The organism is Sinomicrobium pectinilyticum (assembly GCF_003725735.1).
Lineage (GTDB): Bacteria > Bacteroidota > Bacteroidia > Flavobacteriales > Flavobacteriaceae > Sinomicrobium > Sinomicrobium pectinilyticum.
Map to the genome: position 1 here is coordinate 1 of NZ_RJTM01000057.1, position 26411 is coordinate 26411.

Below are 26411 nucleotides of genomic sequence, written 5' to 3' on the forward strand. Positions count from 1 at the left end.
TGGGGTATCGTATTTCCGGACTATTTCTCCGTCCATGGACCTTAAACGAAGGAGTTCTTTGTCCAGGTCTAATATTTTGTTGATATAAATGAGCTGGCTATCTCTTTCTTTTTTTATATCATAATAATCTGCGAGGTATTCATAGGCCTCTCTCAATTCGGGGAACTTGTAATTAATTTTTGTAGCTAACGAATCCGTTTTTAAAAACATGAGTAAGGCATCCTTATGGCTTTCCAAGGCCTGATAAGATCGTCCTTTATAATAATGTGCCATGGCAATATTGTGGTCGTCCGTTAGATGGGGAATAGCTTTATTCAGGCTGTCCAAGGCAGCCTGGAAATTACCATCGTAGAATTCTAGTGAGCCGCTACTCGAAACTATTTGATAATACTTCAGGGTATCTTTGTACTCCAAGCTTTTTGCAATACCTTTTTGATGATATATTCTTGAAGAATCATTCTCTTTAAGATGTAAAAAGGTTAAGGATAAGTTATGTATAGCTACTAGATGATGAGTGTTGAAGTTATTTCCCAAATTCGGACCATTAGTAACAATTTCTCTATATTTTGGCTGAGTTTCTAATGCATGAAGATGTTTTTTCTCGATATCCAATGCTCCTCTATAGTCCCCTGTATGGGTTTTTAATACTGCCACCATAGAAAGGATATGAATCTGCATTTGCAGGTTGTTTCTTTTAACTGCAAAGGTCTCTCCTAAAAGATAGTATTTTAGGGCTTTTCTATAATTGTCCGTCTTGAAGTACCAATATCCTTTTAATAAATAACCTACGGCGGGATAATATTTATCCTCTATATTTTCTGTAAGCGCGATTATAGTATCTGCATACTGCAAGCCTCTCTTTGCCCCGAAGCTTGTGGCGTAATAATAGTATCCGTTTGCGGTTTCTATAGAATCTTTTTCTGCCCTGGCTTTTGCTATATAGGTATTGACAATAGTTTTAGCCGTTACGGTATCTTTTGGCAACCAGTAATAGAACAGGGTATTGAGATCGTCATAGCTTTTATGGAGGAGGGTATCCTGTATTTTTTCCTGGGCATTGGTGTAAAAACCAAGGATCAAGACCAGAACAATACAAACAGATTTAGGGGCTTTCATTGTTATTTTACTTGAAAAGGGTAAAAATAAGGGAATCCGGATGAAATCGGTAGCTTTTTGGTGTTTTGGATGGGAGTAAAAAAAGGATGACACAAAAAACTCACCTTTCTTCCATGGAAAAAAGGTGAGTACAGGAGACAAGTAAACCAAAGAATGAGCTCTCCTGAAGTCCTGTTGTGAGGATATTAACCAAGTATCCGTGTATTTGTTGGCTTTTGGGAATGTAATGGTCCCCTCCGTCTCACCCTTTAGGGCTGGGGTAGAGGACGGAGGAGGCAGACGCTACCCCCCGAAATTCGGTTACTCCAAGGGCCCACAACGTATCTCTGTCTCAAAGTTTTACCCCGATCCCCAGTCCTATCAGCCAGGGATTAATATCCACATCGGCAGGTACTGTGGCTCCGAGTGCGGTATTGGCATTGACGGTGACGTCGGTTTGGAGGAATATTTTTTTGATGTCCAGGTTTATAAACCATTTGTCGGAGATCATATAATCGAGTCCTAACTGGGTAGCAAAGCCAAAGGCATTGTCGTATTCCACCTTGTCTGCTACCGGCCCCTCATCCGCATTGTAAAAAATGGTGTAGTTGACCCCGGCCCCGATGTAAGGCTTGAATTTCTCCCATTTGGTCAGGTGGTATTGCAACGTAAGCGTTGGAGGTAACAGCCATACATCGCCCAGGTCTATATTTCCCGCAGCAGTGTTGGTGGCTTCGACCTTGTGCTTTGTAGTTCCCAGGATAAGCTCTGCCGCCCAGTTCCTGGTGAAAAAGTAAGTGATATCCAGTTCCGGGATCACCGTAGTGGAAATATCCACATCTCCCCCTATCGTACCTATGCTGGCACTTTCGTCCGGGCTTACCACCACAGCGCGAAGCCGGAACTGCCAGGGATTAAACGATGAACTGTTGCTTTCCTGCGCTGTTGCCAGGGAAAACGATGCCATAATAAGTAAGGCGCTTAATATTAAATTTTTCATGGACTATTGTTTTTATGAATGCTCAAAATTATCCATGAAAAAATGTACAAAACATGACTATTGTCAGCCTCTGTTAAAATAGTTTTGCGGATATTCCTTTTTTAAAACAGGGATTAGCGTAATCTCTTCAGGTCTTTGCTGTCCGGGCCGTAGCTGCCCAGTACCTGTGCAAATTTCTCTTCCAGCTTTTCCGTAAGTTTTTCTACCCGGAATTCCGGGAGCTGGTCCAGGCAGGTGACGACCAGGTTTTTCGTAACGGGCAGGTTGTGGTGCGATATGGCATCGCACGAAAGGGCATAGCGCAACAACTCCGGGTCGAGGGCCGAAGTGCGGAATTTTCCCTGGAACTCGTTTTCCGTATTGGTTTCGTTTTCGCAGTTTCGGAGAGTAACCTTTTTACTGCTGCTCATGGGGCCGTTGCCATGTCTTGTCTGGTAACAGCGTGTTACGTAGTAGATATCTGTTTCCGGGATGTCGCCCCTCATGGAACGGAGGAGTTGCAGGGCGTTTTCCGAGGTGGTCCGGCTCCAGGTGGTATGCGGGTGTATACCGTATTTGGTGTCCAGCAGTATACCCTGGCTTCCTTCAAATACCAGGTGTGCGTATTTTGACACGAGTTCCTGTGGCAGCGCAATGGTGTACAGGGGACGGATAAGGTTACAGTATGCTATAAAACCGGCTTCGTCATAGGCGTTCAGCTCTTCCCTGTAATGTGTTTCCAGGAGGATATTATTTTGCTTGCCGAGAAGGGTCTCGTAATAGCGGTGTATACTTTGCAGCCGTTGTTTTACCATCCAGGGGAATACCAGGTCATTGGCAAAAAAGAACACCTCTTCTTTATTCCGGGCTATGGTAGCGCCAAATCCCAGTCCGCAGGAACCGTGTTGTTTTTCCTTTTCCACAGCGCGGTTATAGGCAATGTCATAAGGCGTAGTTACCATGGCCAGGGGATGGAAGAACAGCCTGGGACGATAGGCCTTCAAAGCCTGGTATTCCAGTGCGATGCCCGGGGGAAAAAGTGTGGTGTGCTCGGTATATAGCGCAGGTACTCCCCGGAGGGTCCCGGAACCGAAATTGCTGAAGGTGTGCCGGAAGTTTCCCCGGGTAACGGTATGCCCCACCTGGTGCCCGCCGGAAAAACGGATAACCAGGGTAGATTCGGGGTTACGGCCTGCAAGGTAATCGGTGGTAAGCCCTTTACCGGCATCGCCGAAACCCAGGTCTATAACTACAGAACACGTTCGCATTACAGCATATCTTCTACTTCGATATCGTCCCCGGTCTTCGTGGCACTTCCCGTACCCGGTGTAAAGGAATGGTGGGCAATAACGATTTCCGCGATTTTTTTAGCTACATTACGGAAGTCTTCCACTTCTACAAACTGTTGTCCCAGCAGCGCCGCCCAGTTTCCTTTGCGGTAGTCCTGCCTGGATATTTCGTTGTGTTCCAGGTGCAGGTGGAAAACGTGGTATTTTTCCTGTGCTTCTTCAATAATTGCTTTGGTGGTCACCGTACCCGCTTCATCGGCCGGGGTAAGGCGTTTGATAATGTCCGCCGGGATTTCCTGTGCTACCGGTTCGTCTCCTATGGTAAACAAAAAGCCCTTTTGCTTTCGTTTTTCCCAGCAATCTATAGAGGTATGCCTGGCGGCAAAGAGGTGTGCCAGGTTATAGCTTTCATGGTTGTTGCCACCGCCACCGCCTTCCAGGTATACCCGGGTCAGCCAGCGGTCCAGCAGCTCGGCAGAAGATTCGAACTGGCCAACTTGTAGCGGGGCGCTGTCATAAACATAATCTCCTATACCCAGGAACAAAACCTGCGGATGCTGAATACCCGCCTGTATAAGCGAACCGATGAGGTCGGGCAGGGTCTCTTTAACGATGATCTCCGGAACAAATCCCATGCTACCCGTAACGTCCAGGGCTACGATAATGGAGAGCGACTCGGGATGTTCCTCCGAATCGCGGGATTCGCGAACCTGTATGGTAGCCGGGTCCATCTCCGGGTCTATCTGGCGGGCGGTAAATATCTGTTCTCTCGATTTGTTGTCATATCCTTTGCTGACGCGGAGACGGGAATACGCCTCGTAACTGAATTTTCCTCCTCCCATAATTACAGTATTTCCAGTTTTTCCCCGAAGAGATATGTATATCGGTTAACAGCCAGTTCCAGTTTTATTTCAAGGTTGCGGATTTTTACAGCCATTTCCAGGTCTTTGGCTACGTAGCCCCTGGCATCGAAATCGGAAGCCAGCACCAGGCTGTTGGCATCCGTCGGGCTGAGGTCGAGCATATTTTCCTGTTCCCTTTTCAGTTTTTTGAGCATCAGGGCCAGGTCTTCTGCTTCCCTTTTGTACATAATCTGGGCATCTTCTACGATAGCCAGGGCACGGTCGCCGCGTATCTTGTCGTTATTGCGCTTCAGGGATTCCAGGAAAGCGCCGCTGATTTTAGGATCTTCCATAGTTTTTAATATCTATACACAAATTTATGGAGAAATACCGGTTAAACACCTCCCCGGAATAAGGGATTTTTAAGGCAAATTTCGCTTCCCGGGAAAGAGGTTTTGGAAAAAAGGCTATATTGGGGAGGTAAAAATAATATCAGGAGTGCGAACATGTACCGGGATGCTGTTGGGGTACATCATTAAAAGAAGGATACAATATATATATATTTAAGTTTAGTACATGACAAAATTTGTTTTATGCAGATTTATCGGGAAATCAGTTTGACCCTAACCCTAAAGGGAACCTGATTTCCCTCTTCCGATATTTATCAGGAGAGGAAAATCTACCCGGATCGAATTTTGTCATGTACTAAACTATTTAAGGAATAGACGAAACGGAGAAAATAATTTCATAACAACCTAATGTATCACTAACCAATGAAAGAGATCAAACCGTCCGAAAATTTTAAAAACCAGGCCCGGAAAGCGATATGGTCCATTCTTCTTTTCGTTTTTACATATAGCGTACTTGCGGTTCTGGCCATCGGTCTTACTGTTTTATGTGCCTATGCCGGAATTCAGCTTATTATAGCGATGCCCAAACTGGTTACCATTGCACTTGGGATAGGACTGGCAAGTCTCGGCTTCCTGATCCTGGTCTTCTTGTTCAAGTTTCTTTTTAAATCCGGTAAAACGGACTTGTCTCACATGAAAGAAATTACAAAAGAGGACGAGCCGGAACTTTTCGGGCTCGTAGAGGAGATCGTTGCGGAAGTAGGGACCGATTTTCCGAAAAAAGTCTTTATTTCGGGGGAAATAAACGCTTCGGTGTTCTACAATTCTAATTTCTGGAGCATGTTTTTACCGGTACGAAAAAACCTCCATATCGGTATGGGGCTGGTAAATACGGTAACTGTTCACGAACTGAAAGCCATACTTGCCCATGAGTTCGGACACTTCTCGCAAAAAAGTATGAAGGTGGGAAGCTACGTCTATAACGTAAACCAGGTTATCTATAACATGCTGTACGACAATGAGTCCTTTGACAAACTGGTAAGCAACTGGGCTGCAGCAAGCGGTTACTTCTCCATATTTGTTATTATAGCCGTTAAAATCGTACAGGGCATCCAATGGATACTGAGAAAACTCTATAATGTGGTAAACATCAGTTATATGGCACTGTCCAGGGAAATGGAGTTCCATGCCGATGAAATAGCCGGGAATGTCACCGGTTATGTACCTATGCAGCACTCCCTGTTACGACTCAACCTGGCAGATTATGCCTGGAATGCTGTAGTGCAGTTTTACCAGGATAACCTGGACCGGAAGATAAAAAGCCCGAATATCTTTAAGGAACAGCTTTTTGTTATGAACTTCCTGGCCGGGGAAGACGGCATTCCCGTAGAAAATGGCTTTCCCAGGGTTTCCGTGGAGGACCAGAACAGGTTTAACAAGTCCAGACTTGTGATCAAGGATCAATGGGCTTCACATCCGAGTGCGGAAGACAGGATAGAAAACCTGAAAAGCCTGGGTATCGCAGAGCTGAACGGCAATATTTTAACCTCCGGTGCAAACGGATTGTTTAAAAATGCCGAACAGGTCCAGGAAATGTTAACCGAAAAGATTTTTGCCGATGTTCCGGATGACAAGGAATTAACGGCGTTTCCCCTGCAGGATTTCAAAACGGAATTTGTGAAGAAATACGAGCAGGGAGTTTTTGATAAGGTCTATAACAGTTATTACGATAATAAGAACCCGGAGAAAATAACACAGGAGGAAATGGCGGAAGTGCGGGATGAGCACAATGAGTTAAAGCTGTCCGAACTGTTTTCGAAGGACAAGGTAGACCGGGTATATACCTCCATAGCCCTGCAAAACGACATCAATACACTATCGGCTATCGGAAAAAAAGAAATCCGGATCAAATCGTTTGATTACGACGGAAAGCGGTACAGGTGGAAAGAAGGTAAAGCCCTGGCGGGACACCTGGAAAAAGAACTGGAAGCAATAAAGGAGAAAATAAGAGAGAATGACCGCGATATTTTCCACTATTTTAAAAAACTGGAATCCGAATCCGGAAGAGAAGAGCGGTTGGAGGTATTGTATAACGAACTATACCGGCTGGACGAAGATTATGACCGTAAGTTTAACCTGTATATGAAGCTTTCCGAAGGGACGCAGTTTATTAGTTTTACAACACCTTTTGAAGAAATAAAGCGCAATTTTCAAGAACTTGAAGATACGGAGAAAGCCTTTAAAGAAGCGATAAGACCTTTGCTGTCGCGCGAAAATATAAGCAAAGAAATCACCGGGGATATGAGAGAAAACTTCGAACGTTATCTTTCGGGGAAACCGGAATATTTTAGGAATAATGCATACCAGGAAGACAACCTGACCGTACTGTTCACCGCTCTCGGGGATTTTTATTACCTGATCTCCAGCGAATTTTTCCTGCAAAAGAAAGAATTGCTCGATTACCAGGCGGCGTTGTTGCGTGCATTGCCACCAAAGGTAAAGGCGGCAGAACAGGCACTTTCCGCCGGGAATATAGCAGAAACAGGAGTTGGAGAATAAAAAGAAAAACCGTTGAACGACCTCGAACACATATCCATCCGTAACCAGGCAGCCGCTTTCCCGGAGCACTATCACGATACTTTTTGTATTTCCCTGATCCGCAACGGTACGGAAACCATAGCGATGGACGGGAAAAAATTTTACGGGGAAGCAGGAAGCATTACCATTACCAATCCGTATGAAGTACACGCCAACCCGTTGGCTGATGCGGGAATAAAGCTGGATTTCGATACGATCTATATTTCGGGCGACCTGATGAAGTACCTTTTTGGCGGTAAAAATGTTGTTTTCCGGGAGCGCAATATCCGTGATGTCGGGGTAGTGAGGAATTTCCTTGCCTTAAGGGACAGCTTGTCTGTCACAGATGCCGGCCGCCGGGAAGCATTACTCCCGGGTTTTGCAACATCGCTGCGTCCTTTTGCAGAGGGAAAAGAAGCGGATTATTCCGAGTTAAGTCCCGCCGACCTCCGGGAGGTCATGGAATATATCCGTGGGAATATTACCGGTAACCTCAGCCTGGAAGCCCTGGCACGGGTGGCCAACTGCAATAAATACGGTTTTGCCAAAAAATTCCGCGTATCCACCGGCATGTCACCTATGCATTACGTACTGATGAAAAAGATCTTTGCCGGGAAAAGAGACATTACGCCGCATACGGAGCTGACCCGGATAGCCTATGATTACGGCTTTACCGACCTGCCGCATTTTTCCAGGACCTTCAAACGCTTTGTCGGCATAGCTCCCAGCACCTACCAGAAGAGCCTGCTTCAGGGTGAATAAAATAGCCAAGATTTTACAAGTCCGTTTACTGCCGTACAGGTATTTTTGTGCTTATGAAGACAGTACAGCTACATTATTTGTTTTTCCTGTTATGGCTGGTATACAGTTTTTCGGGCTATGCACAATCCATAGACGATAGTTTTCCCAGGGTCAAAATGCGAAAAGACCTGGAGATCTTTAAAAACATACGCCTCAAAGCCAATTCGGGCCTGTATAAATACCGTACCGAAAAGGAAACGGACAGTATATACACCTGGGCCGAAGCACAGGTGGAAAGATCTGCAAGCTACCGCGATTTCTATAATATTATTGTAAAACTGACCGATTTCGAGGGGAGCCTGCACAACGATACTTCTTTGCCGGAAAAGTACCGTAAATCTATGGCGGCGGAAACTTCCGGGTATTTTCCGTACCCGGTGAAACCGGTAGCAGGGAAGTGGGTATTAAACATGGAAGGCGCGGAAATTCCCCTGGGGGCGGAGATCGTGTCGGTCAACGGCAGGCCCTTTGGAGACATTATAGCCGATCTCGGCAAATACTATACTACCGACGGGGTGAATATCACCGGGAAAACGATCGGTATACAATATAATTTCAGCAGGTATTACCGCCTGCATTACGGCCTGGAACCTGCATTTACCGTGTGTTTTATTCCTCATGGTTCGGCAACTGAACAGTACAGGACGTTAAAAAGTGCGGGTTACCGGGACTATTACAAAAATGTAAAAAAGAGGTATTCTTTTCCGGATGATGAAGCCAATTACAAAGACTGGGAAGAGGATGAAATGTATTCCTTTACAGTGATAGATAGTATTACGGCCATACTGACCGTTAATTCCTTTTCCATGGGAGGTAAGCACTCCGCATCTCACAAACGCTATGTGCATTTCCTGGACAGTGTTTTTGCTTCCGTAAAGCAGCGGGAAATCAAAAACCTCATAGTAGATGTCCGTTATAACGGGGGAGGAACAGACCCGAACGACCTGGTGACGTATTCCTATCTTACCGACAGGAACTTCCAGGAAAACAGGCAGGCCTGGGTAAGTTTCCGGAAAGTGCCTTACCTCCGGTATGCATACAGTAAAACTCCCGCTTTTTTACGCCCGTTGGGGGTAGGGAAGTACAACCGCATGCTCCGGGAGGAGTTTCCGCTGGAAAAGGAAGGTCGTTTTTATGAAGATGAAACCAGTGAGGACCACCGGGTCCGCAGCCCGGCCAAAAATGCCTTTACCGGGAATATTTACCTGCTGATCAGCCCCCGGGTAGCCTCTGCCGGCAGCCTGTTTGCCGCGATGGTTGCCGGAAATCCCAATACGGTTACCATCGGAGAAGAAGCTATGGGCGGCTATTACGGGCATAACGGGCATACCCCCTGGGGATACATACTGCCAAAATCGGGACTGGCTACTTTTTTCTCCCTGGTAAACCTGGAACAGGATGTGCCGGAAAAGACTAACCAGGTATACAACCGTGGTATTATTCCCGATTACAACGTACCCCGATCTTTTGAGGATTACCTGGAGCATAAGGATACCCAGATGGCGTTTGTGCTGGAATTGATACGAAAAAACAATACCCTAAAATAGGGCTGCTCACTGTACATCCCCTGTTTTTTTACGATCGCCCCGGTTGCTGTAGCTTGCTGCCGATTTATGAATAGTGGAATACACCTTTAAAAGAACAGTGAATTTACCGCTGGGGTACAGGATAAGCTTTGCTGCCGGCCATTTATCATATCCTTAAAAATATATTATCTTTAGCCCCTCGGAAAACCGGTGCCGGACCTGGAGTGAAATGTTAAGGGACGGGCCTTCCGGAGAATAAGAAAGCCATGGATAGAATACTCATTACCGGGGCGGCCGGGTTCATCGGGTCGCATCTCTGCGATCGTTTTGTGAACAAAGGATTTCATGTTACGGGTATGGATAACCTCATTACCGGTGATATGCGTAATATAGAGCACCTGCTCCCCCTTGAAAATTTCGAATTTCAGCATCACGATGTCACCGAATTTGTCCATGTTCCGGGGAAGCTCGATTATATTCTGCACTTCGCATCCCCGGCAAGTCCTATAGACTATCTCAAGATACCTATCCAAACCCTGAAAGTAAGCTCTCTGGGGATACACAATCTCCTGGGACTGGCGAAAGATAAAAAAGCGAGGATATTGATAGCCTCTACTTCCGAAGTCTACGGGGATCCCCTGGTACACCCGCAGTCCGAAGAATACTACGGAAATGTAAATACCATAAGCCCCAGGGGAGTATATGACGAAGCCAAGCGGTTCCAGGAGTCCATGACCATGGCCTATCACCGGTTTCACGGTGTGGAAACCCGTATTGCACGGATATTCAACACCTATGGCCCGCGTATGCGGCTCAACGACGGCCGGGTGATCCCTGCATTTATAGGGCAGGCCCTGCGGGGAGAAGATCTCACCGTTTTCGGCGACGGCTCACAGACACGTTCGTTCTGTTATATAGATGACCAGGTAGAAGGAATATACCGCCTGTTGCTGAGTGATTATACCGGGCCGGTGAATATCGGGAACCCGGAGGAGATAAGTATTAAGGAATTTGCGGAAGAAGTGATTAAACTCACCGGTACCGGCCAGAAGATCGTCTACCGGCCTTTGCCCCAGGACGACCCTATGCAACGACAGCCGGATATCAGCAGGGCAAAGAAGGTACTGGGCTGGGAACCACAGGTAAGCAGGTCCGAAGGTATGCAGAAAACCTATGCGTATTTTAAAAACCTTCCCCCCGGAGAACTCAACAAAAAAGAACACAAGGATTTTTCCTCGCATATCAAACGATAGGTACGGTTTCGCAACGTATGCACGATCGCTGCATCTATGGCATACGGAGGGCTGTGCTGTGAGCGTTACCCTTGAATGACGGGATGTGATAAGATAACAGAAGAATTTTAGACGTGACAAAAATTTAATTTCGATAATGCCTCGACCGGCTCCCTTTAAGTGCTGTATTGCATCGGTAAAAACGAGCAGGGTAAACGGCTTTTCCGCGAAAACCGGGTCCGCCATTTTTGTCACGTACTCAACAGAAAGCTATTTTTTGTTTAAAACACAAAGCAATGAAATATAAAGCGGGACGATATTCCAGGTACATAAAACCCATAAATTATGTTATGGATTTGTGTATTATCAATATGCTGGCCCTGCTGTTGCCCATCAATTTTATGCAGCCTTACCTTTTCCTGGCGTATTTGTCGCTGGCATGGGTTGTGATCTCCCTGAAAACAGAGTTTTACGAGGTACAGCGATATGCCAAATTTACCCGGGTGCTGACACTGATTTTTCAGCAATTTGTTTTTTTCTTCCTGGTGCTGTATGCTTTTATAGGCTTTTTTAAGCAACCCAATATGAGCCGGCTGGCCCTGGCGGAGTATTTTGCCCTGACCTTTGTCTTTATTTCCACACTGAAGATACTCACCTATGTATTACTCCTGCGGTACCGGGCATTTTTTAAAGGAAATATCCGGAGGGTAGTGGTGATAGGGCATAACAAGAAAGCCCAGCAGCTTATCGATGTTTTTGATTCCAGGCTGGAGTTCGGGTACGAATTCAGGAAACAGTTTTCGCTGCGGGAAAAACATAGTCTCCCGGATTGTTTTCAATATATCGTGGAAAACGATATCGATGAGATCTACTGTTCTGTTGCGGAAGTAAAAGATCAGGAACTCTCCGAGCTGATAGACTTTGCCGACAACAATATGAAGTTGCTGAAGTTTATCCCGGATAACAAGAACATCTTTGCGAAGAAACTGAAATTCGAATATTACGATTATATTCCCATCCTGTCGTTGCGGGATATTCCTCTCGACGATCCTCTGAATGCTTTCGTAAAAAGGCTTTTCGACCTGGTATTTTCTCTCGTGGTTATCCTGTTCCTGTTGTCCTGGCTTACTCCCCTGCTGGCATTGATCATAAAACTCGAATCGGACGGGCCGGTGTTTTTCCGGCAAAGGCGACACGGTATCAATTCCAGGGAATTTTACTGTTATAAGTTCCGCTCTATGGCCATGACAGCCGATGCGGATAAAAAGCAGGCCACTAAAGATGACATGCGAATCACCCGTATCGGAAAATTTATCCGGAAGACCAGTATTGACGAACTGCCCCAGTTCTACAATGTTTTTCTCGGGCAGATGTCGGTTGTGGGCCCCAGGCCCCATATGGTAAAACACACTAACCTTTACGGGCAGCAGATAGACAAATACATGGTGCGGCATTTTGTAAAGCCCGGTATTACCGGATTGGCGCAGACCAGGGGATACCGCGGGGAAATAGAGACCGAGACCGATATTGTCAACCGGGTGAAATTCGATATATTTTATATCGAAAACTGGTCGCTCGCACTGGATATAAAGATCATTGTGCAGACCATATTAAATGCCTTCCGGGGTGAGGAAAAGGCCTATTAGGTCAGGCTATATTATTATTATCTTTGTAGTAATGATGCGGCGGTTAAAGAGCGGTGGCAGAAGGAATGGATGCGGAAGTGGCGCGTGAGATGCAAAGATAGAAACCGCTGACGATCAATGGCAGATGACCGGTGCCGGGAATAAGGTGGTGACGGGAACCCTGAAGATATTCATGGGGTATAACAAAACAGGTTCGCATAACGTTCTGATAGCACCTTACCTCTGCAGGAGTTTGAGAAACAGCGATGCATTCGTGACAGAGAAAAAATAGAAACCCGATAAAAAAGAAAATGATGTTTAGTGATTTGGCATATAGCGTTTTTGAAGAAAGTATAAAAAAATATCACGAGGCGGACGATGTGTACCAGGCCTTTGAAAATCCGTACCCCAAGGAGCAGATAGAGCATTTGCTGTACCGGAAAAACTGGATAGATACGGTGCAGTGGCACTATGAAGATATGATCCGCGACCCGGAAATTGACCCGGTCGATGCGCTGGACCTGAAACGGAAAATCGATGCTTCTAACCAGGACCGTACGGATACGGTAGAGTTTATTGACAGTTATTTTCTGGATAAATATAAAGACGTAGAGCCCAAACCGGAGGCTACGATCAATTCCGAAAGCCCTGCCTGGGCCATAGACCGCCTTTCCATCCTGGCCCTGAAAATATACCATATGGAGGAAGAGGCCGGCCGTAAAGGATCTACGGTAGAGCACCAGGCAAAATGCAGGGAAAAACTGGATATTCTCCTGGAGCAGAAAAAGGACCTTTCCATCGCCATAGATCAGCTGCTGGAGGATATAGAGGCGGGAGACAAATACATGAAAGTATACAAGCAGATGAAGATGTATAATGATGAAGAGCTGAACCCCGTACTGTACCAGAATAAAAAATAAGGAGGCTTTTGTGGCCCGGTCCCGGATAAAATATATTCCCGATAGAAAAATCAGATACAAATACACGGCCGGCAGTAGCCGGAAACAAGAGTGTTCCCCTCGCTGAGGCGGCAGACAGGCAGGAAGGTACCCGGATACTGGTCATCAGGCTTTCCGCTATGGGAGATGTGGCGATGACCGTCCCCGTATTACAGACCCTGGTGAAACAACACCCGTATTTGAGGATCACTGTGCTTTCCAGGGCGTTTTTCCGGCCGGTGTTCGACGGTATTCCCGGTGTTTCCTTTTACGGGGCGGATATCAGGGGGAAGCATAAAGGAATTCCGGGACTTTACAGGCTGTATCGCGAACTCAAAGGGCTGGGTATAGATGCCGTGGCCGATCTGCACAACGTATTGCGAAGCAAAATCCTGAGGCTTTTTTTCCTGGCAGGCGGATTCCGGGTGGTACAGATAGATAAGGGACGCGGGGAGAAAAAAGCATTGACGCGGGAGAGAAACAAGGTATTTGTTCCGCTGAAAACCACCCACCGGCGTTATGCCGATGTTTTTGAAAAACTGGGGTATGGCATAGATATGTCCCGTCCCGTATTTTCCGAAAAACGGGAACTCACCGGTGAGCTAAGGCAACTCTTGGGAGCGGAAGAACTTACAGGACGTAAAACAATAGGTATAGCCCCTTTTGCCGCGTTCCGGGGAAAAATGTATCCGCCGGACCTTATGGAAGAAGTTATCCGTAAACTGGATGAAAAAGGAAAATATACGCTTTTGCTCTTTGGCGGGGGAAAGGAAGAAAAAAAGGCCCTGGATGCCCTGCAGTCCCGTTATGCCCATGTGGTGAATGTTGCCGGGAAACTATCTTTCGAACAGGAACTTGCCCTGATTTCCAACCTGGATGTTATGGTGGCCATGGACAGTGGTAATGCTCATCTTGCGGCCATATACGGTGTCAGGACCATCACCCTCTGGGGGGTGACGCACCCGTATGCCGGGTTTTACCCGTTCGGGCAGGATATGGACGATGCGCTGCTTCCGGACAGGGAAAAATACCCGCTGATCCCTACTTCGGTATATGGCAATAAATTTCCCGGAGGATATGAGGATGTTATGCGGACAATCTCGCCGGACGAGGTTGTGGAAAAAATATTAAAGGGGATATAGCGTTACAACAAATGGGTTTTTGAATTCCGGCCACGGATAGCGGCCTGTAATAGCTCCTCCTGTAACACTGGATTTTTCCACGTTTCCACACTTAAACAATATCTTTTAAGTAAGGATACAGACCCTGAAAGAGAAGGATATTCTGTATTTTATCCCTCAGTGCGGCCTAAACATCGTCATAATCAATAGACAGCGTAGGCGTAACAGGGTGCGACTGGCAGGTGAGCACCAGGCCTTCCGCAATTTCTGCGTCGGTAAGGATCTGGTTTTTTACCATTTTTACTTTTCCCTCCGTTACACGGGCAAGGCAGCTGCTGCACACACCACCCTGGCACGAATAGGGGGCATCTATGTCATTGCGAAGTGCCGCGTCCAGTACTTTTTCTGACCGGGACATGGTAAATTCGAATTCCTCGTCATCCACAATAACCTTTACCCGGCTCTTTCCTTCAAGGTTTTCATCCAGCTTTTCCTCCTCTTTTGAAGAAACAAAGAGTTCGAAATTTATTTTATCTTCTTCAATACCGTTTTCTTTCAGGGTTTCGGATACCGTATTTATCATTTCCTCCGGTCCGCAGAGGTAAAAAGCATCGAAAGCAGTATCTTTCTGCTTGTTTTTTATGATGTAATTCACCGTGGCGTGTTCTATCCGGCCGAAAAGGGCATTTTCTTCTTCGGCCCGGGAATAAGTAAAATATACCGTGAGCCTTTCCGGGTAAGTTGCAATAAGTTCGGTGATTTCCCGCAGGAACATGGTATCGGCAGTACTCCGGTTGCCATATACCAGCACAAATTTGCTTTGCGGTTCTTCTTCCAGGAGCGTTTTTAATATACTGATCACCGGGGTGATACCGCTTCCTGCGGCAAAAGCGGCTACGGCCCGCGACCTGGAGGCATCGGGGGTAAAAGTAAAATGCCCTTCGGGAGGGTGTACTTCCAGGATATCCCCTTCCCGTAGGGAACGGTTGGCGTACCTGGAAAAAATACCGTCAGGGATTTCCTTGATCCCCACGGAAAGGGTCCCTTCTCCCGGGGAAGTGCAGATGGAATAGGACCGCCGGATCTCCTGGCCGTCGAATTTTTTCTTTATGGTGATATGTTGTCCCGCCTCATGTATGAAGATCTCACGCAGGTTTTCAGGAACATCAAAAGTTATGGTTACCGCTTGAAGTGTATTTCGCTCTATTTTGCTGACACGTAGAGGGTGAAAATGCAACATGACACAATTTTTCGGCAAATGTACATAAAATAGTTACACAGTCAGGGCAACACGTCACATGCAGAACGTTCCGGGTGTGATGAAAAGTTAAAGCGTACCTCCTCACTTCCGGGCTCCCCGACTCCCGGGCTAAAAAACGGTCTTGTCACCGGATGCACATGGCAGGAATGCCGGTTTGGGCTGAAATACGAAGTATATCTGCCTTTCCCTGTACGAAAACAGCAAAGGAATAGAGGTGACGGAATAAAAAGAACGGAAGAAATGGTGGTGTTTCGGGGCAAAAGTATTATTTTGAGGTCCTGGATGTCCGGTTTTCCCGTCTTAAGTATCAGGGCACTATCTTTTGCAGGGAAGAGGTTTCGGGTAAAATGTTAAATTTGATGTAACAAAAGTACTGCCGTACCTACCTATGAACTGTTAAACCTGTTTGAAATGATAAAGCATTTTGTTTCCCTGCAATGGAAGTCTTTTTTTCGTTCCGCCAGTCTCGGGAAAGATTTGGCCATTCGTATTTTAATGGGTTTTCTCGCCCTTTATTTCATACTTTCCTTTTTGATACTCGGTATTGGCCTGTACCCCCTGCTGTCCGAACTGTACCCGGGAGAGGAACAGCTGTCCGTAGCCAACCGGCTGGTCATCTATTGGGTCTCTGCCGACTTGCTGGTGCGCTTTTTTATACAAACACTTCCCGTTATGGATATCAGGCCGTTGCTTATTCTGCCTGTACATAAGGGAAAAGCCATTCATTATCTTCTGCTGAAAAGTCTTTTCTCCCTTTTCAACCTGTTTCCCTTACTGGTGGTTGTTCCGTTTGCCGTGTACTGTGCGGTGGAAGGAAATTACGGTCCGGGGAGCATGCTGGCCTGGAGCATGTGTATGCTGTGCCTGGTGATGGGGGTCAATTACCTCAATTTTCTTTTAAAGAAAAAGTTTGCCGGAGATATCAAGACCCTGCTCCCCTTTATCCTTGTTGCCATTGTTCTGTCCGTATTGGAGCATTTACAGGTGTTTGAGATCAGTATCTTCTTAGGGAAGATGCTCGATGTTCTGGTGGCACGGCCTTATATGGTGGTTATTCCTGTGCTGCTACCCGTATTTTTATATCTCTGGAACTACGCCGCTTTGCGCAAACGGTTCTACCTGGATGCTTCGCTGGAAAGCAAAGCAGGACAGGTAAATACTTCCGATATGGGCTGGGTGCGGAAGTTTGGCGATATCGCCCCTTTCCTGCAACTCGATCTGAAACTCATATGGCGGAACAAACGCCCCAAAAGTACGGTATGGTTATCCCTGTTCTTCCTGGCTTACGGGCTGATGTTTTACCCCAATCCCACCTACAGCGATATGCCTGCGTGGTATGTCTTTGTGGGAATATTTATTTCCGGGGCCTTTATGATAAATTTCGGACAGTTCATCCCGTCGTGGGACAGCCCGTATTACGGCATGATGATGTCCCAAAACATTCCGCTGAAAAAATACCTGGCTTCCAAGGCAGGGCTCATGGCCTTCAGTGTGGTGGTATTGTACCTGCTCAGCCTGCCCTATGCCTATTTCGGCTGGGATATCGTAGTGCTGAATACGGCTTGTGCGCTGTATAATATCGGGGTGAATATCCCGGTGTTGCTCTTTGCCGGGGCGTATAACAAAAAGCGTGTGGACCTGGAGAAAAGCCCGTTCCTCAATTACCAGGGTACCGGTGCCGCACAGTTTATCGTGGTACTGCCCCTGCTGATATTTCCGCTGCTGGTATGGTACTTGTGCTATAAGTTTATTTCGTTCGATGCCGCCTCTTCCGTACTGGCATTGATGGGGATTGCCGGTATAATGGGCAGGGACTTCCTGATGACCGCTATCGGGGACCTGTACAGGAAACGGAAATATATAGCCATAAACGGATTTAAGGAAAAAGAGAGTTAAGCAGGTCAACTACCTCGGGGCAATCCCGATAATCCCGATGTATATCGGGATCGGGACACTTAGTGAGTAAATAAAAAATACGATATGATAATAGCAAACGACCTCACAAAAACCTATAACGGAACCACGGTGCTCCGCATCGAAGAACTTACGGTCCCTTCCGGCCAGAGCCTGGGGCTGGTAGGGAACAACGGGGCGGGAAAGACCACGTTCTTCAGCCTTCTGCTCGATCTTATCCGGCCTACATCCGGCTATATCATCAATAACGAGGTTATGGTAAACAAGAGCGAAGACTGGAAACCTTTTACCTCGGCCTTTATCGATGAAAGCTTTTTGATCGGGTACCTCACGCCCGAAGAATATTTTTATTTTACGGGAGAGCTCCGGGGATGGAACCGGGCCGATGTCGACGCTTTCCTGGTAAAATACGGGCAGTTCTTTAACGGGGAGATCCTCAAACGCAATAAATACCTGCGCGACCTCTCCAAAGGTAACCAGAAAAAAGTGGGGATTGTGGCCGCGGTGATCGGTAACCCCAAAGTGGTTATACTGGATGAGCCCTTTGCCAACCTGGACCCTACCACCCAGATACGCCTGAAGGAAATAGTACGTGAGCTGGCCGAAGATAACGGGGTTACGGTACTCATATCCAGCCACGACCTGATGCACGTAACCGATGTGTGCAAACGCATTGTGGTGCTGGACAAAGGGGAAATAGTCAGGGACATGCAGACAACGCCGGAAACACTGAAGGAACTGGAAATGATTTTTGCCGGCTGAACCCGTAAGGGTATGGAACACACGGAATAAAAGCGTTCTTTTTTTAAAACAGAAACGGGCGGATTTTCACTTAAATCAAAAAAGAAATGTATTTTTACCCTATAAACCCTGTGTGGCTGTCCGGGTTAACCGGGGCGCAGAGGGGGTCTCGGGAATGGCCATTGCCCGGTTTTACGGGAATGGCAGGGATATTCCCGTATGACTTTATACCCCGATCGGAAAAGTTAAAAAAAACAGTTTTGAAATTTGAGGTCCGTAATTAACATATCCTGCTTAGCCTGTGTTGTGGCAATCGCATCTTTTTTAGCCGTTACCGGCTGTTCTACAGAAAAAGATGCCTTTTTAAACCGTAATTTTCATGCACTTACGGCCAAAGACAATATTCTTTATAACGGAAAGAACGCCCTGAAAGAGGGCAGGGAGGGGCTCATTACCTCTTATAACGATAATTTCTGGGAAGTGCTGCCCGTGGAACGCATGGAAGTGGTGGAGGAAAAAGCCCTTTCCGGCGGGGCAAACAACCCCAGTTTCGAAAGGGCCGAGGAAAAGGCGGCCAAAGCCATACAAAAGCATGGTATGAACATCCGGGGAAGAGAACGCAACCCGCAAATGGATGAGGCCTACCTGTTGCTCGGTATCGGCAGGTATTACGACCAGCGCTTTATTCCCGCTATGGAAGCATTTAATTATATCCTGGATAAATACCCCGATAGCGATAAACACCATCAGGCCAGGATATGGAGAGAGAAGACCAACATACGCCTGGAGAGTGAAGAGCTTGCCCTGCAAAACCTGAAAGATTTTGTGTACGGAACGGAGCTGAAAGACCAGGAATATGCCGATGCCAGTGCGGCAATGGCCCAGGCTTATATAAACCTGCAACACAAGGACAGCGCCATCCGCAAACTGAAAATTGCCGCGACCCTTACCAGAAAGAACGAAGAAAAGGGAAGGTATAATTATATTATCGGGCAGCTCTACGATGCTCTCGAAAACAAGGACAGTGCCAACCTGGCCTATGAAAAGGTCATAGCCCTGAAACGGAAGTCGCCGCGGGCATATATGATCAATGCACAACTGCAAAAAATGCGCAATACGGAGGTGACGGACAGTGTGGAAAGGGAAGAGAGGCTCATATTCCTGGACAAGATGGAAAACAACCGTGAAAACCGCCCCTATCTCGATAAAATATACCACTATATTGCAGATTTTCACAAGCAGTCCGATTCCATACGGCTGGCCGAAGAATACCTCAACAAATCCTTAAGGGCCAATGAGGGGGACCGGAGACTGAAGGCCATGTGTTACGAAGCGCTGGCGGAAATGAATTTTGACCGGAACGAATATAAAAATGCGGGGGCATATTACGACAGTACGCTGACACAGCTGAAAGATGACCGCCGGAAAATAAGGGCTATCCAAAAAAAACGGGACAACCTGGAGGATGTTATCCGCTACGAAGATATCGTTCACGTGAACGACAGTATCCTCCGGCTGGCCTCTTTGCCGGAAAGCGAACGTGTGGCCTATTTTGAAGCATATATCGAGGAGATACGTGCGGAGGATGAGAAAAAGCGGGAGGAAGAAGAGGAACGGGCTGCAGCGAGCGGAACGTTCAATCCTTTTGAAGAACAGGCAAATCCCATAGGGCAGGCCGGTAGTGAAGGAGGGAAATTTTACTTCTATAACCAGATTGCCCTGGGACAGGGAAAAACCTCGTTCCGGAAGATATGGGGAGATCGTGAGCTGCAGGATAACTGGAGACTTTCCAATAAAAGTATGATCTCACCGCGGGACAGCGCCGAAGAAAAACAATCGGAAATGGTGGCCATGACGCCTGACGAACGCTATGACGTTAGTTTTTATATCGATCGCCTGCCTACGGACGAACAGGTGCTGGACAGCCTGAAAACGGATAGGGATTTTGCCAATTACCAGCTGGGACTGATTTACAAGGAGAAGTTCAGGGAATACCCGCTTGCCATCGGAAAGCTTGAGACCGTGCTGGACAGCGATCCGGAAGAAAAGCTGGTATTGCCTTCCAAGTATCATCTTTTCCGCCTGTATGAAATGGTGGGGTCCGGTAAAACGGCTGCGGCAAAAGAAGATATCATCAAAAACCACCCCGGTTCGAGGTATGCGGAAATCCTGGAAAATCCCGAAGCTGTCCTGGCCGGGGAAGCAAATGACCCGGAAACGTATTTTACATCGCTATACAAGAAGTTTGAAGCACAGCAGTACGAAACGGTGGTCAGGGAAACCGAACGCTATATAAAACAGCATACCGGCGAAGAGATCATCCCCCGTATGGAGATGCTACGGGCCACCAGTCTCGGCAGGCTCTACGGCGCGGACCGCTTTAAAGAAGAACTGAATGCCATTGCCCTTAATTACCCTAATGATGATATAGGTAAAGAGGCCCAGAGAAAACTGGATGAAGCCGCAGCATTGGCAAATGACGCCTTTATGGCCGGAGAAGACGGGCCCGGACGCTGGAAACTTATCTTCCCGGTGAGCAAGGACAATATTACCGGAACGAGGGAACTTATGGAGAATATGGAATATTTTTCCCTGAAATATCCCTATTATAAAAACCTGAGCATCTCCAGGGACGTATATGATACGGATACCGTATTCGTAGTCGTGCACGGTCTCCGGAATAGTAAAGACGCGGAGGCGTACAGGGAACTGGTCAATAATGATGAAGAATGTGTGATCGACACCGAAAATTTCCTTATTTTGAGCCCTGATTACAGGACGGTACAGGTGCACAAGAATGTTGACGCCTTTAAAAAGAAGGAAATACAACAGGAACCATAAATATAATTTTATAATAACTAAACTTACCCCAAAATGTTTTCAGAATCCAAAAAAGGAAAAGTAATTACGGAAACTTTTCCGCAGGCAAACCGTATTGAGAAGAACACCAGGATTACCGGTGATATTGTTTCCGATGCCGATATCCGTATCGATGGAAAAGTAGAGGGCAATGTAAAGTCTTCCGGACGGATCGTGATTGGAAAGGACGGTTTTATTAACGGTAAGATAGAATGCGTCAATGCTGACATAGAAGGCAAGTTTACCGGTGAATTACTGGTGGCCGAGCAATTGTCGCTGAAGTCTTCGGCCATGATCCAGGGAGACGTGGTCGTGTCCAAGCTTTCCGTAGATCCCGGGGCGGCATTTAATGCTAATTGCACGATGAAAGGCGCCGAGATAAAACCGCTTAACAAATCCGTGGCGGAACCGGAAAAAGCGGGGAAGACCGCTTGATTTCCCCCCGGATTACCGTATTGTTCTTTCCGGCCTCGTCGGGCAGTGAGGCAGGGGAGGGCTTTCTGAAGAAAAAGGCAATGGTTCCGGGATATCGTCTATATTTGCAGGCCGAGAACCAAACCCAGTAGCCGGATGAAAAGACATGTATTTGCCTTTTTGAAATTGATGTTGCCCCTTACCGCGGTATTGTGTGGATTGCAATATGCGCTTGTAACATACGGGATTACCGGCTATGACTTTCAGCTTTCCACGATAACTATCTACGCTTTTCACTTCACAGTAACTTTCCTGATATATTTGTTTTTGCTCTATATCAGCAGGAGATCTGCCGATAAGACAGGGTATGCCTTTATGGGATGTAGTTTGCTGAGAATGATGGCCTCCGTGGTTTTTTTGTGGCCTCTTATAGCACAGGAGGGCAGCTTTGTGGGCGATGTCCTGGCGTTCTTTGTCCCGTACTTCGTTTTTTTAACGATCGAAGTCTTTTATGTGGTAAAATTCGTTCAGGAGCGTCAGGAATGAAAAATCCGAAAAAATGTTTATTTATAAACAAGGAATTGTTAATTAAATTTTTACCTTTGCGCCAAAATTTCGAGACCAGGTATTTTTTAGAAATAAAGATATGTCGATAGCACGAAAATTTGTCAAAATTATAGCTTTTTTAACACTGTTGATCTCTTCATCCGTGTTTTCCCAGGAACATCGTAAAGACCATTCCGGTGATACTGAGGAGGAGGCTTTCGATCCTACCGAAACGATCATGCACCACATCAGTGATTCGCATGATTTCCACATTGCAGGCGATTTATCGCTGCCCCTGCCCGTTATTCTCTGGACAGAGAACGGCCTGGTGACCTTTATGTCAGGAGAGTTTCATCACGACGAAGCCGGAGAGGTGGTTGTGGAGAAAAAAGGAATGAAGTTCGTGCGTTATCACGATGAGATCTATTATGCCGGGGCGAATGGTGAACTGGCTTTCGACGAAGAGCACCACCCGGTGAACGACAGGCCGCTCAACTTTTCCATTACCAAGAACGTATTTACCCTGTTTCTTTCTGCCGCGCTTATGCTGCTTATTTTTATACCTGTGGCCCGGTCTTACGGGAAAAACCAGGGAGCGCCCAAAGGACTGGCCGGGTTTATGGAGCCTTTGATCCTTTTTGTGCGAAACGAAATAGCCATACCCAATATCGGAAAGGAAAAGTACGAAAAGTATATGCCTTACCTGCTTACCGTATTCTTCCTGATATGGCTGGGTAACCTGTTCGGGCTTATTCCGTTCTTCCCCTTTTCCGGGACCCTTACCAACGATATCGTGTTTACGGGGGTGCTGGCGGTATTTACCTTTTTGATTACCACGTTCAGCGGGAACAAGAATTACTGGGGGCATATATTCGCTACTCCGGGCGTACCGAAACCTTTGCTCATTATTATGATACCCGTGGAAGTATTGGGGATGTTCACAAAACCGTTCGCCCTTATGGTGCGTCTTTTTGCCAACATTACCGCGGGACACATTGTAATCCTGAGCCTTTTTTCATTGATATTTATTTTTAAAACCGCTGCGGTTGCACCCGTGTCCATTGCATTTGCCCTGTTCATGTTTGTGCTGGAATTGCTGGTGGCGGCATTACAGGCCTATGTGTTTACCCTTCTCTCTGCACTGTTTATCGGTCAGGCTGTAGAAGATCATCACTAGGCGGAATTTTGTTTGGAGTTTAATTAAGTAACTATATAAATTTTCAATTATGATTTTAGCTGGAATAGGAGCCGGATTGGCTGCGATCGCTGCGGGAATTGGTATCGGTAAGATCGGTGGATCTGCGATGGATGCTATTGCACGTCAACCCGAAGCGGCTTCGAAAATTCAGACTGCCATGATTATTGCAGCAGCCCTTATTGAAGGTGTTGCACTGTTTGCAGTGGTTGTAGCGCTGATGAAAGGTTAATTAAAAAAACACACTCCGTAACGGTTGGTTACGGGGTGGTTTTTGTTTTTTTGTACGTAAAGGACTTAAACTATATATAGAAAATGAATATTACGCATCCTGAAAGTTTGATATTTTGGACGGTACTGGTATTTATTATCCTGCTGGTATTATTGCGCAAATATGCGTGGAAACCTATACTGGGAGCAGTAAAAAGCAGGGAAACTTCTATCAATGATGCTCTGGCCGCCGCCGAAGAGGCCCGGAAGGAAATGCAGAACCTCAAGGCAGATAATGAGCGTATCCTCAAAGAAGCACGTGCGGAACGCGATACCCTGCTGAAAGAGGCCCGTGAGATGAAAGAGAAGATCATTGCCGATGCCAGGGAAGAAGCCCAGGAGCAGGGGAATAAGATGATCGCCCAGGCAAAATCGGCTATCGAAGGAGAGAAAAAGGCAGCCCTGGCCGAATTGAAAAACCAGGTGGCAAGTTTATCCGTGGAGATTGCCGAAAAGGTGATCAGACAGGAGTTCTCCGATAAGGACAAGCAATTGGAGCTGGTAGAGAACATGCTCGAAGAAGTAGGTACTACTTTAAACTAACAAACGATCATGGCAGGAACAAGAGCAGCTATACGTTATGCAAAGGCCGTCCTGGCCCTGGCGCGTGAACACGATGCCGTAAAGGCCGTATATGAAGATATGGACCTGGTGAAAAATACGGTTGCCGGAAGCAGGGACCTGCAACTTGTGCTTAAAAGCCCCGTTGTGAAATCCGAAGTAAAAAAAGCGGCATTAAGCGAAATATTCGCTTCCGTAAACAAGATCTCCGCAGATCTTATCAGGGTGCTTGCGGAAAACAACCGGATAGGACTGTTGGGCGAAGTGGCCCGCCAGTATGTTGCCCTTTACGACGAAAGCCACGGAAAACAACTTGCCGTAGTTACCACGGCAGTACCGTTGACCGACAGGCTGAAAGCGGGTGTATTGCAAAAGGTGAAAGAACTCACCGGAAAAGACGCGGTACTGAAAAATGTAATTGACGACAGTATCATAGGCGGTTTTATCCTGCGCATAGGCGATTTGCAGTACAATGCGAGTATAGCGCACAGGTTTGGCGATTTGAAAAGAAAATTTTCCTATAATTAATAAGTATACAGTACAATTAAAAAATGAGGCTGGATATTCCCTGCTTACCGGCAGGCCCGGTGTCCGGTCACTAAACACCAAGATTAAAGATGGCAGAAGTTAATCCGGCTGAAGTATCAGCAATATTGAAGAAGCAGTTATCCGGGTTTGAAGCGGGAGCTTCCCTGGACGAAGTGGGGACGGTCCTGCAGGTTGGAGACGGTATCGCAAGGGTATACGGACTTTCCAATGCCCAGTACGGGGAATTGGTGGAGTTTGAGTCCGGCCTGGAAGGTATTGTGCTTAACCTGGAAGAAGATAATGTAGGGGTAGTATTGTTGGGTCCTTCCAAAGAAATTAAAGAAGGGGCAACCGCAAAACGCACCCAGCGAATCGTCTCCATAAAAGTTGGAGAAGGTATCGTAGGGCGTGTGGTGAATACCCTGGGTAACCCTATCGACGGAAAAGGAAGTATCGAAGGAGAACTGTATGAAATGCCCCTGGAGCGCAAAGCGCCCGGAGTTATCTTCCGCCAGCCGGTGAACGAACCGTTACAGACAGGTATCAAAGCGGTAGATGCCATGATCCCCGTAGGCCGGGGACAGCGGGAGCTGGTGATCGGGGACCGTCAGACCGGAAAAACTACGGTTTGTATTGATACCATCCTGAATCAAAAAGAATTTTACGATGCGGGTGAACCCGTATACTGTATATATGTAGCCGTAGGGCAAAAAGCCTCTACAGTTGCAGCTATTGCCAAAACGCTCGAAGACAAGGGAGCGCTGGCATATACCACTATCGTAGCGGCAAACGCTTCCGATCCTGCACCGATGCAGGTGTACGCTCCCTTTGCAGGGGCTGCTATCGGAGAGTATTTCCGGGATACCGGGAGACCTGCACTGATCATTTATGATGATTTGTCCAAGCAGGCGGTGGCCTACCGTGAGGTGTCCCTGTTGTTGCGTCGTCCGCCCGGACGTGAGGCATACCCGGGGGATGTATTCTACCTGCACTCCAGGTTGCTGGAGCGTGCTGCAAAAATTATCGCCGATGATAATATTGCAAAAGGAATGAACGACCTTCCGGCTCCGTTGAAACCCCTGGTGAAAGGTGGAGGTTCGCTTACTGCCCTTCCGATCATCGAAACCCAGGCAGGTGACGTTTCTGCGTATATCCCTACCAACGTGATCTCTATTACCGACGGACAGATATTCCTGGAATCCGACCTGTTCAACTCCGGCGTCCGCCCTGCGATCAACGTAGGTATTTCGGTATCGCGTGTGGGAGGTTCGGCCCAGATCAAATCCATGAAAAAAGTAGCCGGTACGCTTAAACTCGACCAGGCCCAGTTCCGTGAACTGGAAGCCTTCGCCAAGTTCGGTTCCGACCTGGATACGGCCACGCTGAACGTTATCGAAAAAGGTAGGCGTAACGTGGAAATACTGAAACAGGCGCAAAACGATCCTTACACCGTGGAAGATCAGGTAGCGATTATCTATGCAGGTTCTAAAAACCTGTTGCGAAACGTGCCCGTGGGGAAAGTAAAAGAATTCGAAAGAGATTACCTGGAATACCTGAATGCCAAACACAGGAACATCCTCGACCTGTTGAAGCAGGGTAAGCTTACCGATGAAGTTACGGATACATTGAGCTCCGTAGCTAAGGAACTTTCAGGAAAATATAACTAATGTGCCAATGTGATAATCGGGTAATGCAGTATAACCGGCAAATTATCACATGGACACATTACCAAATTTGCTAATTAATA

At 46.9% G+C, this 26411-nt stretch carries 23 protein-coding genes; 17 read left to right on the forward strand and 6 right to left on the reverse strand.

All coding sequences use genetic code 11. The annotated features are described in order from the left end of the window. The 5 genes from ED312_RS07715 to ED312_RS07735 form a co-directional block, all read right to left on the reverse strand. Positions 1-1116 (reverse strand): hypothetical protein (locus ED312_RS07715; RefSeq protein ID WP_148044243.1); only part of this gene is annotated, 1116 nt, incomplete at its 3' end. 331 nt (positions 1117-1447) lie between these two features. Then, positions 1448-2095, reverse strand: coding sequence for an OmpW/AlkL family protein (locus ED312_RS07720; protein ID WP_123215431.1), 648 nt, complete (start codon positions 2093-2095; stop codon positions 1448-1450). 113 nt (positions 2096-2208) lie between these two features. Further along, entirely contained in the window at positions 2209-3342 is a 1134-nt protein-coding gene (locus tag ED312_RS07725) for an adenylosuccinate synthetase (RefSeq protein WP_123215432.1), read from the reverse strand. After that, positions 3342-4205 carry a hypothetical protein gene (locus tag ED312_RS07730; RefSeq protein WP_123215433.1) on the reverse strand — a complete coding sequence of 288 codons (864 nt, stop codon included), beginning with the start codon at positions 4203-4205 and terminating at the stop codon, positions 3342-3344. The genes ED312_RS07725 and ED312_RS07730 overlap by 1 nt, the downstream gene beginning before the upstream one ends. A gap of 2 nt (positions 4206-4207) precedes the next feature. Beyond that, entirely contained in the window at positions 4208-4558 is a 351-nt protein-coding gene (locus ED312_RS07735; RefSeq protein ID WP_123215434.1) for a hypothetical protein, read from the reverse strand. Positions 4559-4978: 420 nt separating this feature from the next. On the opposite strand from ED312_RS07735, the gene ED312_RS07740 reads away from it, so the two are divergent. The 7 genes from ED312_RS07740 (at position 4979) to ED312_RS07770 (ending at position 14396) form a co-directional block, all read left to right on the forward strand. Then, positions 4979-7114, forward strand: coding sequence for a M48 family metalloprotease (locus ED312_RS07740; RefSeq protein ID WP_123215435.1), 2136 nt, complete (start codon positions 4979-4981; stop codon positions 7112-7114). A gap of 12 nt (positions 7115-7126) precedes the next feature. Next, a complete protein-coding gene (locus tag ED312_RS07745) occupies positions 7127-7894 on the forward strand; it encodes an AraC family transcriptional regulator (protein WP_123215436.1) in 768 nt (255 codons plus the stop codon). Between the two features lie 53 nt (positions 7895-7947). Then, positions 7948-9480 (forward strand): S41 family peptidase, encoded by a 1533-nt coding sequence (locus ED312_RS07750; protein WP_123215437.1) that lies wholly within the window; start codon positions 7948-7950, stop codon positions 9478-9480. Between the two features lie 245 nt (positions 9481-9725). Continuing rightward, positions 9726-10712, forward strand: coding sequence for a UDP-glucuronic acid decarboxylase family protein (locus ED312_RS07755; protein ID WP_123215438.1), 987 nt, complete (start codon positions 9726-9728; stop codon positions 10710-10712). 275 nt (positions 10713-10987) lie between these two features. Beyond that, on the forward strand, positions 10988-12337 hold the full coding sequence (locus ED312_RS07760) for an undecaprenyl-phosphate glucose phosphotransferase (RefSeq protein ID WP_123215439.1): 1350 nt from the start codon (positions 10988-10990) through the stop codon (positions 12335-12337). A 293-nt stretch (positions 12338-12630) separates the two neighbouring features. Next, the gene (locus tag ED312_RS07765) at positions 12631-13236 is read left to right on the forward strand and encodes a DUF4254 domain-containing protein (protein ID WP_123215440.1); all 606 of its coding nucleotides are present in this window, start codon (positions 12631-12633) and stop codon (positions 13234-13236) included. Between the two features lie 158 nt (positions 13237-13394). Further along, complete coding sequence (locus ED312_RS07770) at positions 13395-14396, forward strand: glycosyltransferase family 9 protein (RefSeq protein ID WP_123215441.1); 1002 nt, start codon at positions 13395-13397, stop codon at positions 14394-14396. A gap of 166 nt (positions 14397-14562) precedes the next feature. On the opposite strand, the gene ED312_RS07775 is transcribed toward ED312_RS07770, so the two are convergent. Further along, positions 14563-15615 carry a ferredoxin--NADP reductase gene (locus ED312_RS07775; protein ID WP_123215442.1) on the reverse strand — a complete coding sequence of 351 codons (1053 nt, stop codon included), beginning with the start codon at positions 15613-15615 and terminating at the stop codon, positions 14563-14565. 432 nt (positions 15616-16047) lie between these two features. On the opposite strand from ED312_RS07775, the gene ED312_RS07780 reads away from it, so the two are divergent. The 10 genes from ED312_RS07780 to atpA all read left to right on the forward strand — a co-directional run bounded on the left by ED312_RS07780 (position 16048) and on the right by atpA (position 26331). Then, positions 16048-17532 carry a DUF5687 family protein gene (locus tag ED312_RS07780; protein ID WP_240643057.1) on the forward strand — a complete coding sequence of 495 codons (1485 nt, stop codon included), beginning with the start codon at positions 16048-16050 and terminating at the stop codon, positions 17530-17532. Between the two features lie 84 nt (positions 17533-17616). Next, positions 17617-18312: an ABC transporter ATP-binding protein gene (locus ED312_RS07785; protein ID WP_123215443.1), complete on the forward strand. Its 696-nt coding sequence runs from the start codon at positions 17617-17619 to the stop codon at positions 18310-18312. A gap of 285 nt (positions 18313-18597) precedes the next feature. Further along, positions 18598-21132 (forward strand): type IX secretion system periplasmic lipoprotein PorW/SprE, encoded by a 2535-nt coding sequence (gene porW, locus ED312_RS07795; protein WP_240643058.1) that lies wholly within the window; start codon positions 18598-18600, stop codon positions 21130-21132. 33 nt (positions 21133-21165) lie between these two features. After that, positions 21166-21585, forward strand: coding sequence for a bactofilin family protein (locus ED312_RS07800; RefSeq protein WP_123215445.1), 420 nt, complete (start codon positions 21166-21168; stop codon positions 21583-21585). A gap of 135 nt (positions 21586-21720) precedes the next feature. Then, positions 21721-22110 carry a hypothetical protein gene (locus tag ED312_RS07805; protein WP_148044244.1) on the forward strand — a complete coding sequence of 130 codons (390 nt, stop codon included), beginning with the start codon at positions 21721-21723 and terminating at the stop codon, positions 22108-22110. Positions 22111-22210: 100 nt separating this feature from the next. Continuing rightward, positions 22211-23287, forward strand: a complete 1077-nt coding sequence (gene atpB / locus ED312_RS07810) for a F0F1 ATP synthase subunit A (protein WP_123215447.1) — start codon at positions 22211-22213, stop codon at positions 23285-23287. Between the two features lie 49 nt (positions 23288-23336). After that, positions 23337-23537, forward strand: coding sequence for an ATP synthase F0 subunit C (gene atpE / locus ED312_RS07815; RefSeq protein ID WP_072316888.1), 201 nt, complete (start codon positions 23337-23339; stop codon positions 23535-23537). 83 nt (positions 23538-23620) lie between these two features. Continuing rightward, a complete protein-coding gene (locus ED312_RS07820; protein WP_123215448.1) occupies positions 23621-24118 on the forward strand; it encodes a F0F1 ATP synthase subunit B in 498 nt (165 codons plus the stop codon). 9 nt (positions 24119-24127) lie between these two features. Further along, complete coding sequence (atpH, locus tag ED312_RS07825) at positions 24128-24664, forward strand: ATP synthase F1 subunit delta (RefSeq protein WP_123215449.1); 537 nt, start codon at positions 24128-24130, stop codon at positions 24662-24664. Between the two features lie 89 nt (positions 24665-24753). After that, positions 24754-26331, forward strand: coding sequence for a F0F1 ATP synthase subunit alpha (gene atpA / locus ED312_RS07830; protein ID WP_123215450.1), 1578 nt, complete (start codon positions 24754-24756; stop codon positions 26329-26331). The last annotated feature ends 80 nt before the right edge of the window (positions 26332-26411 follow it).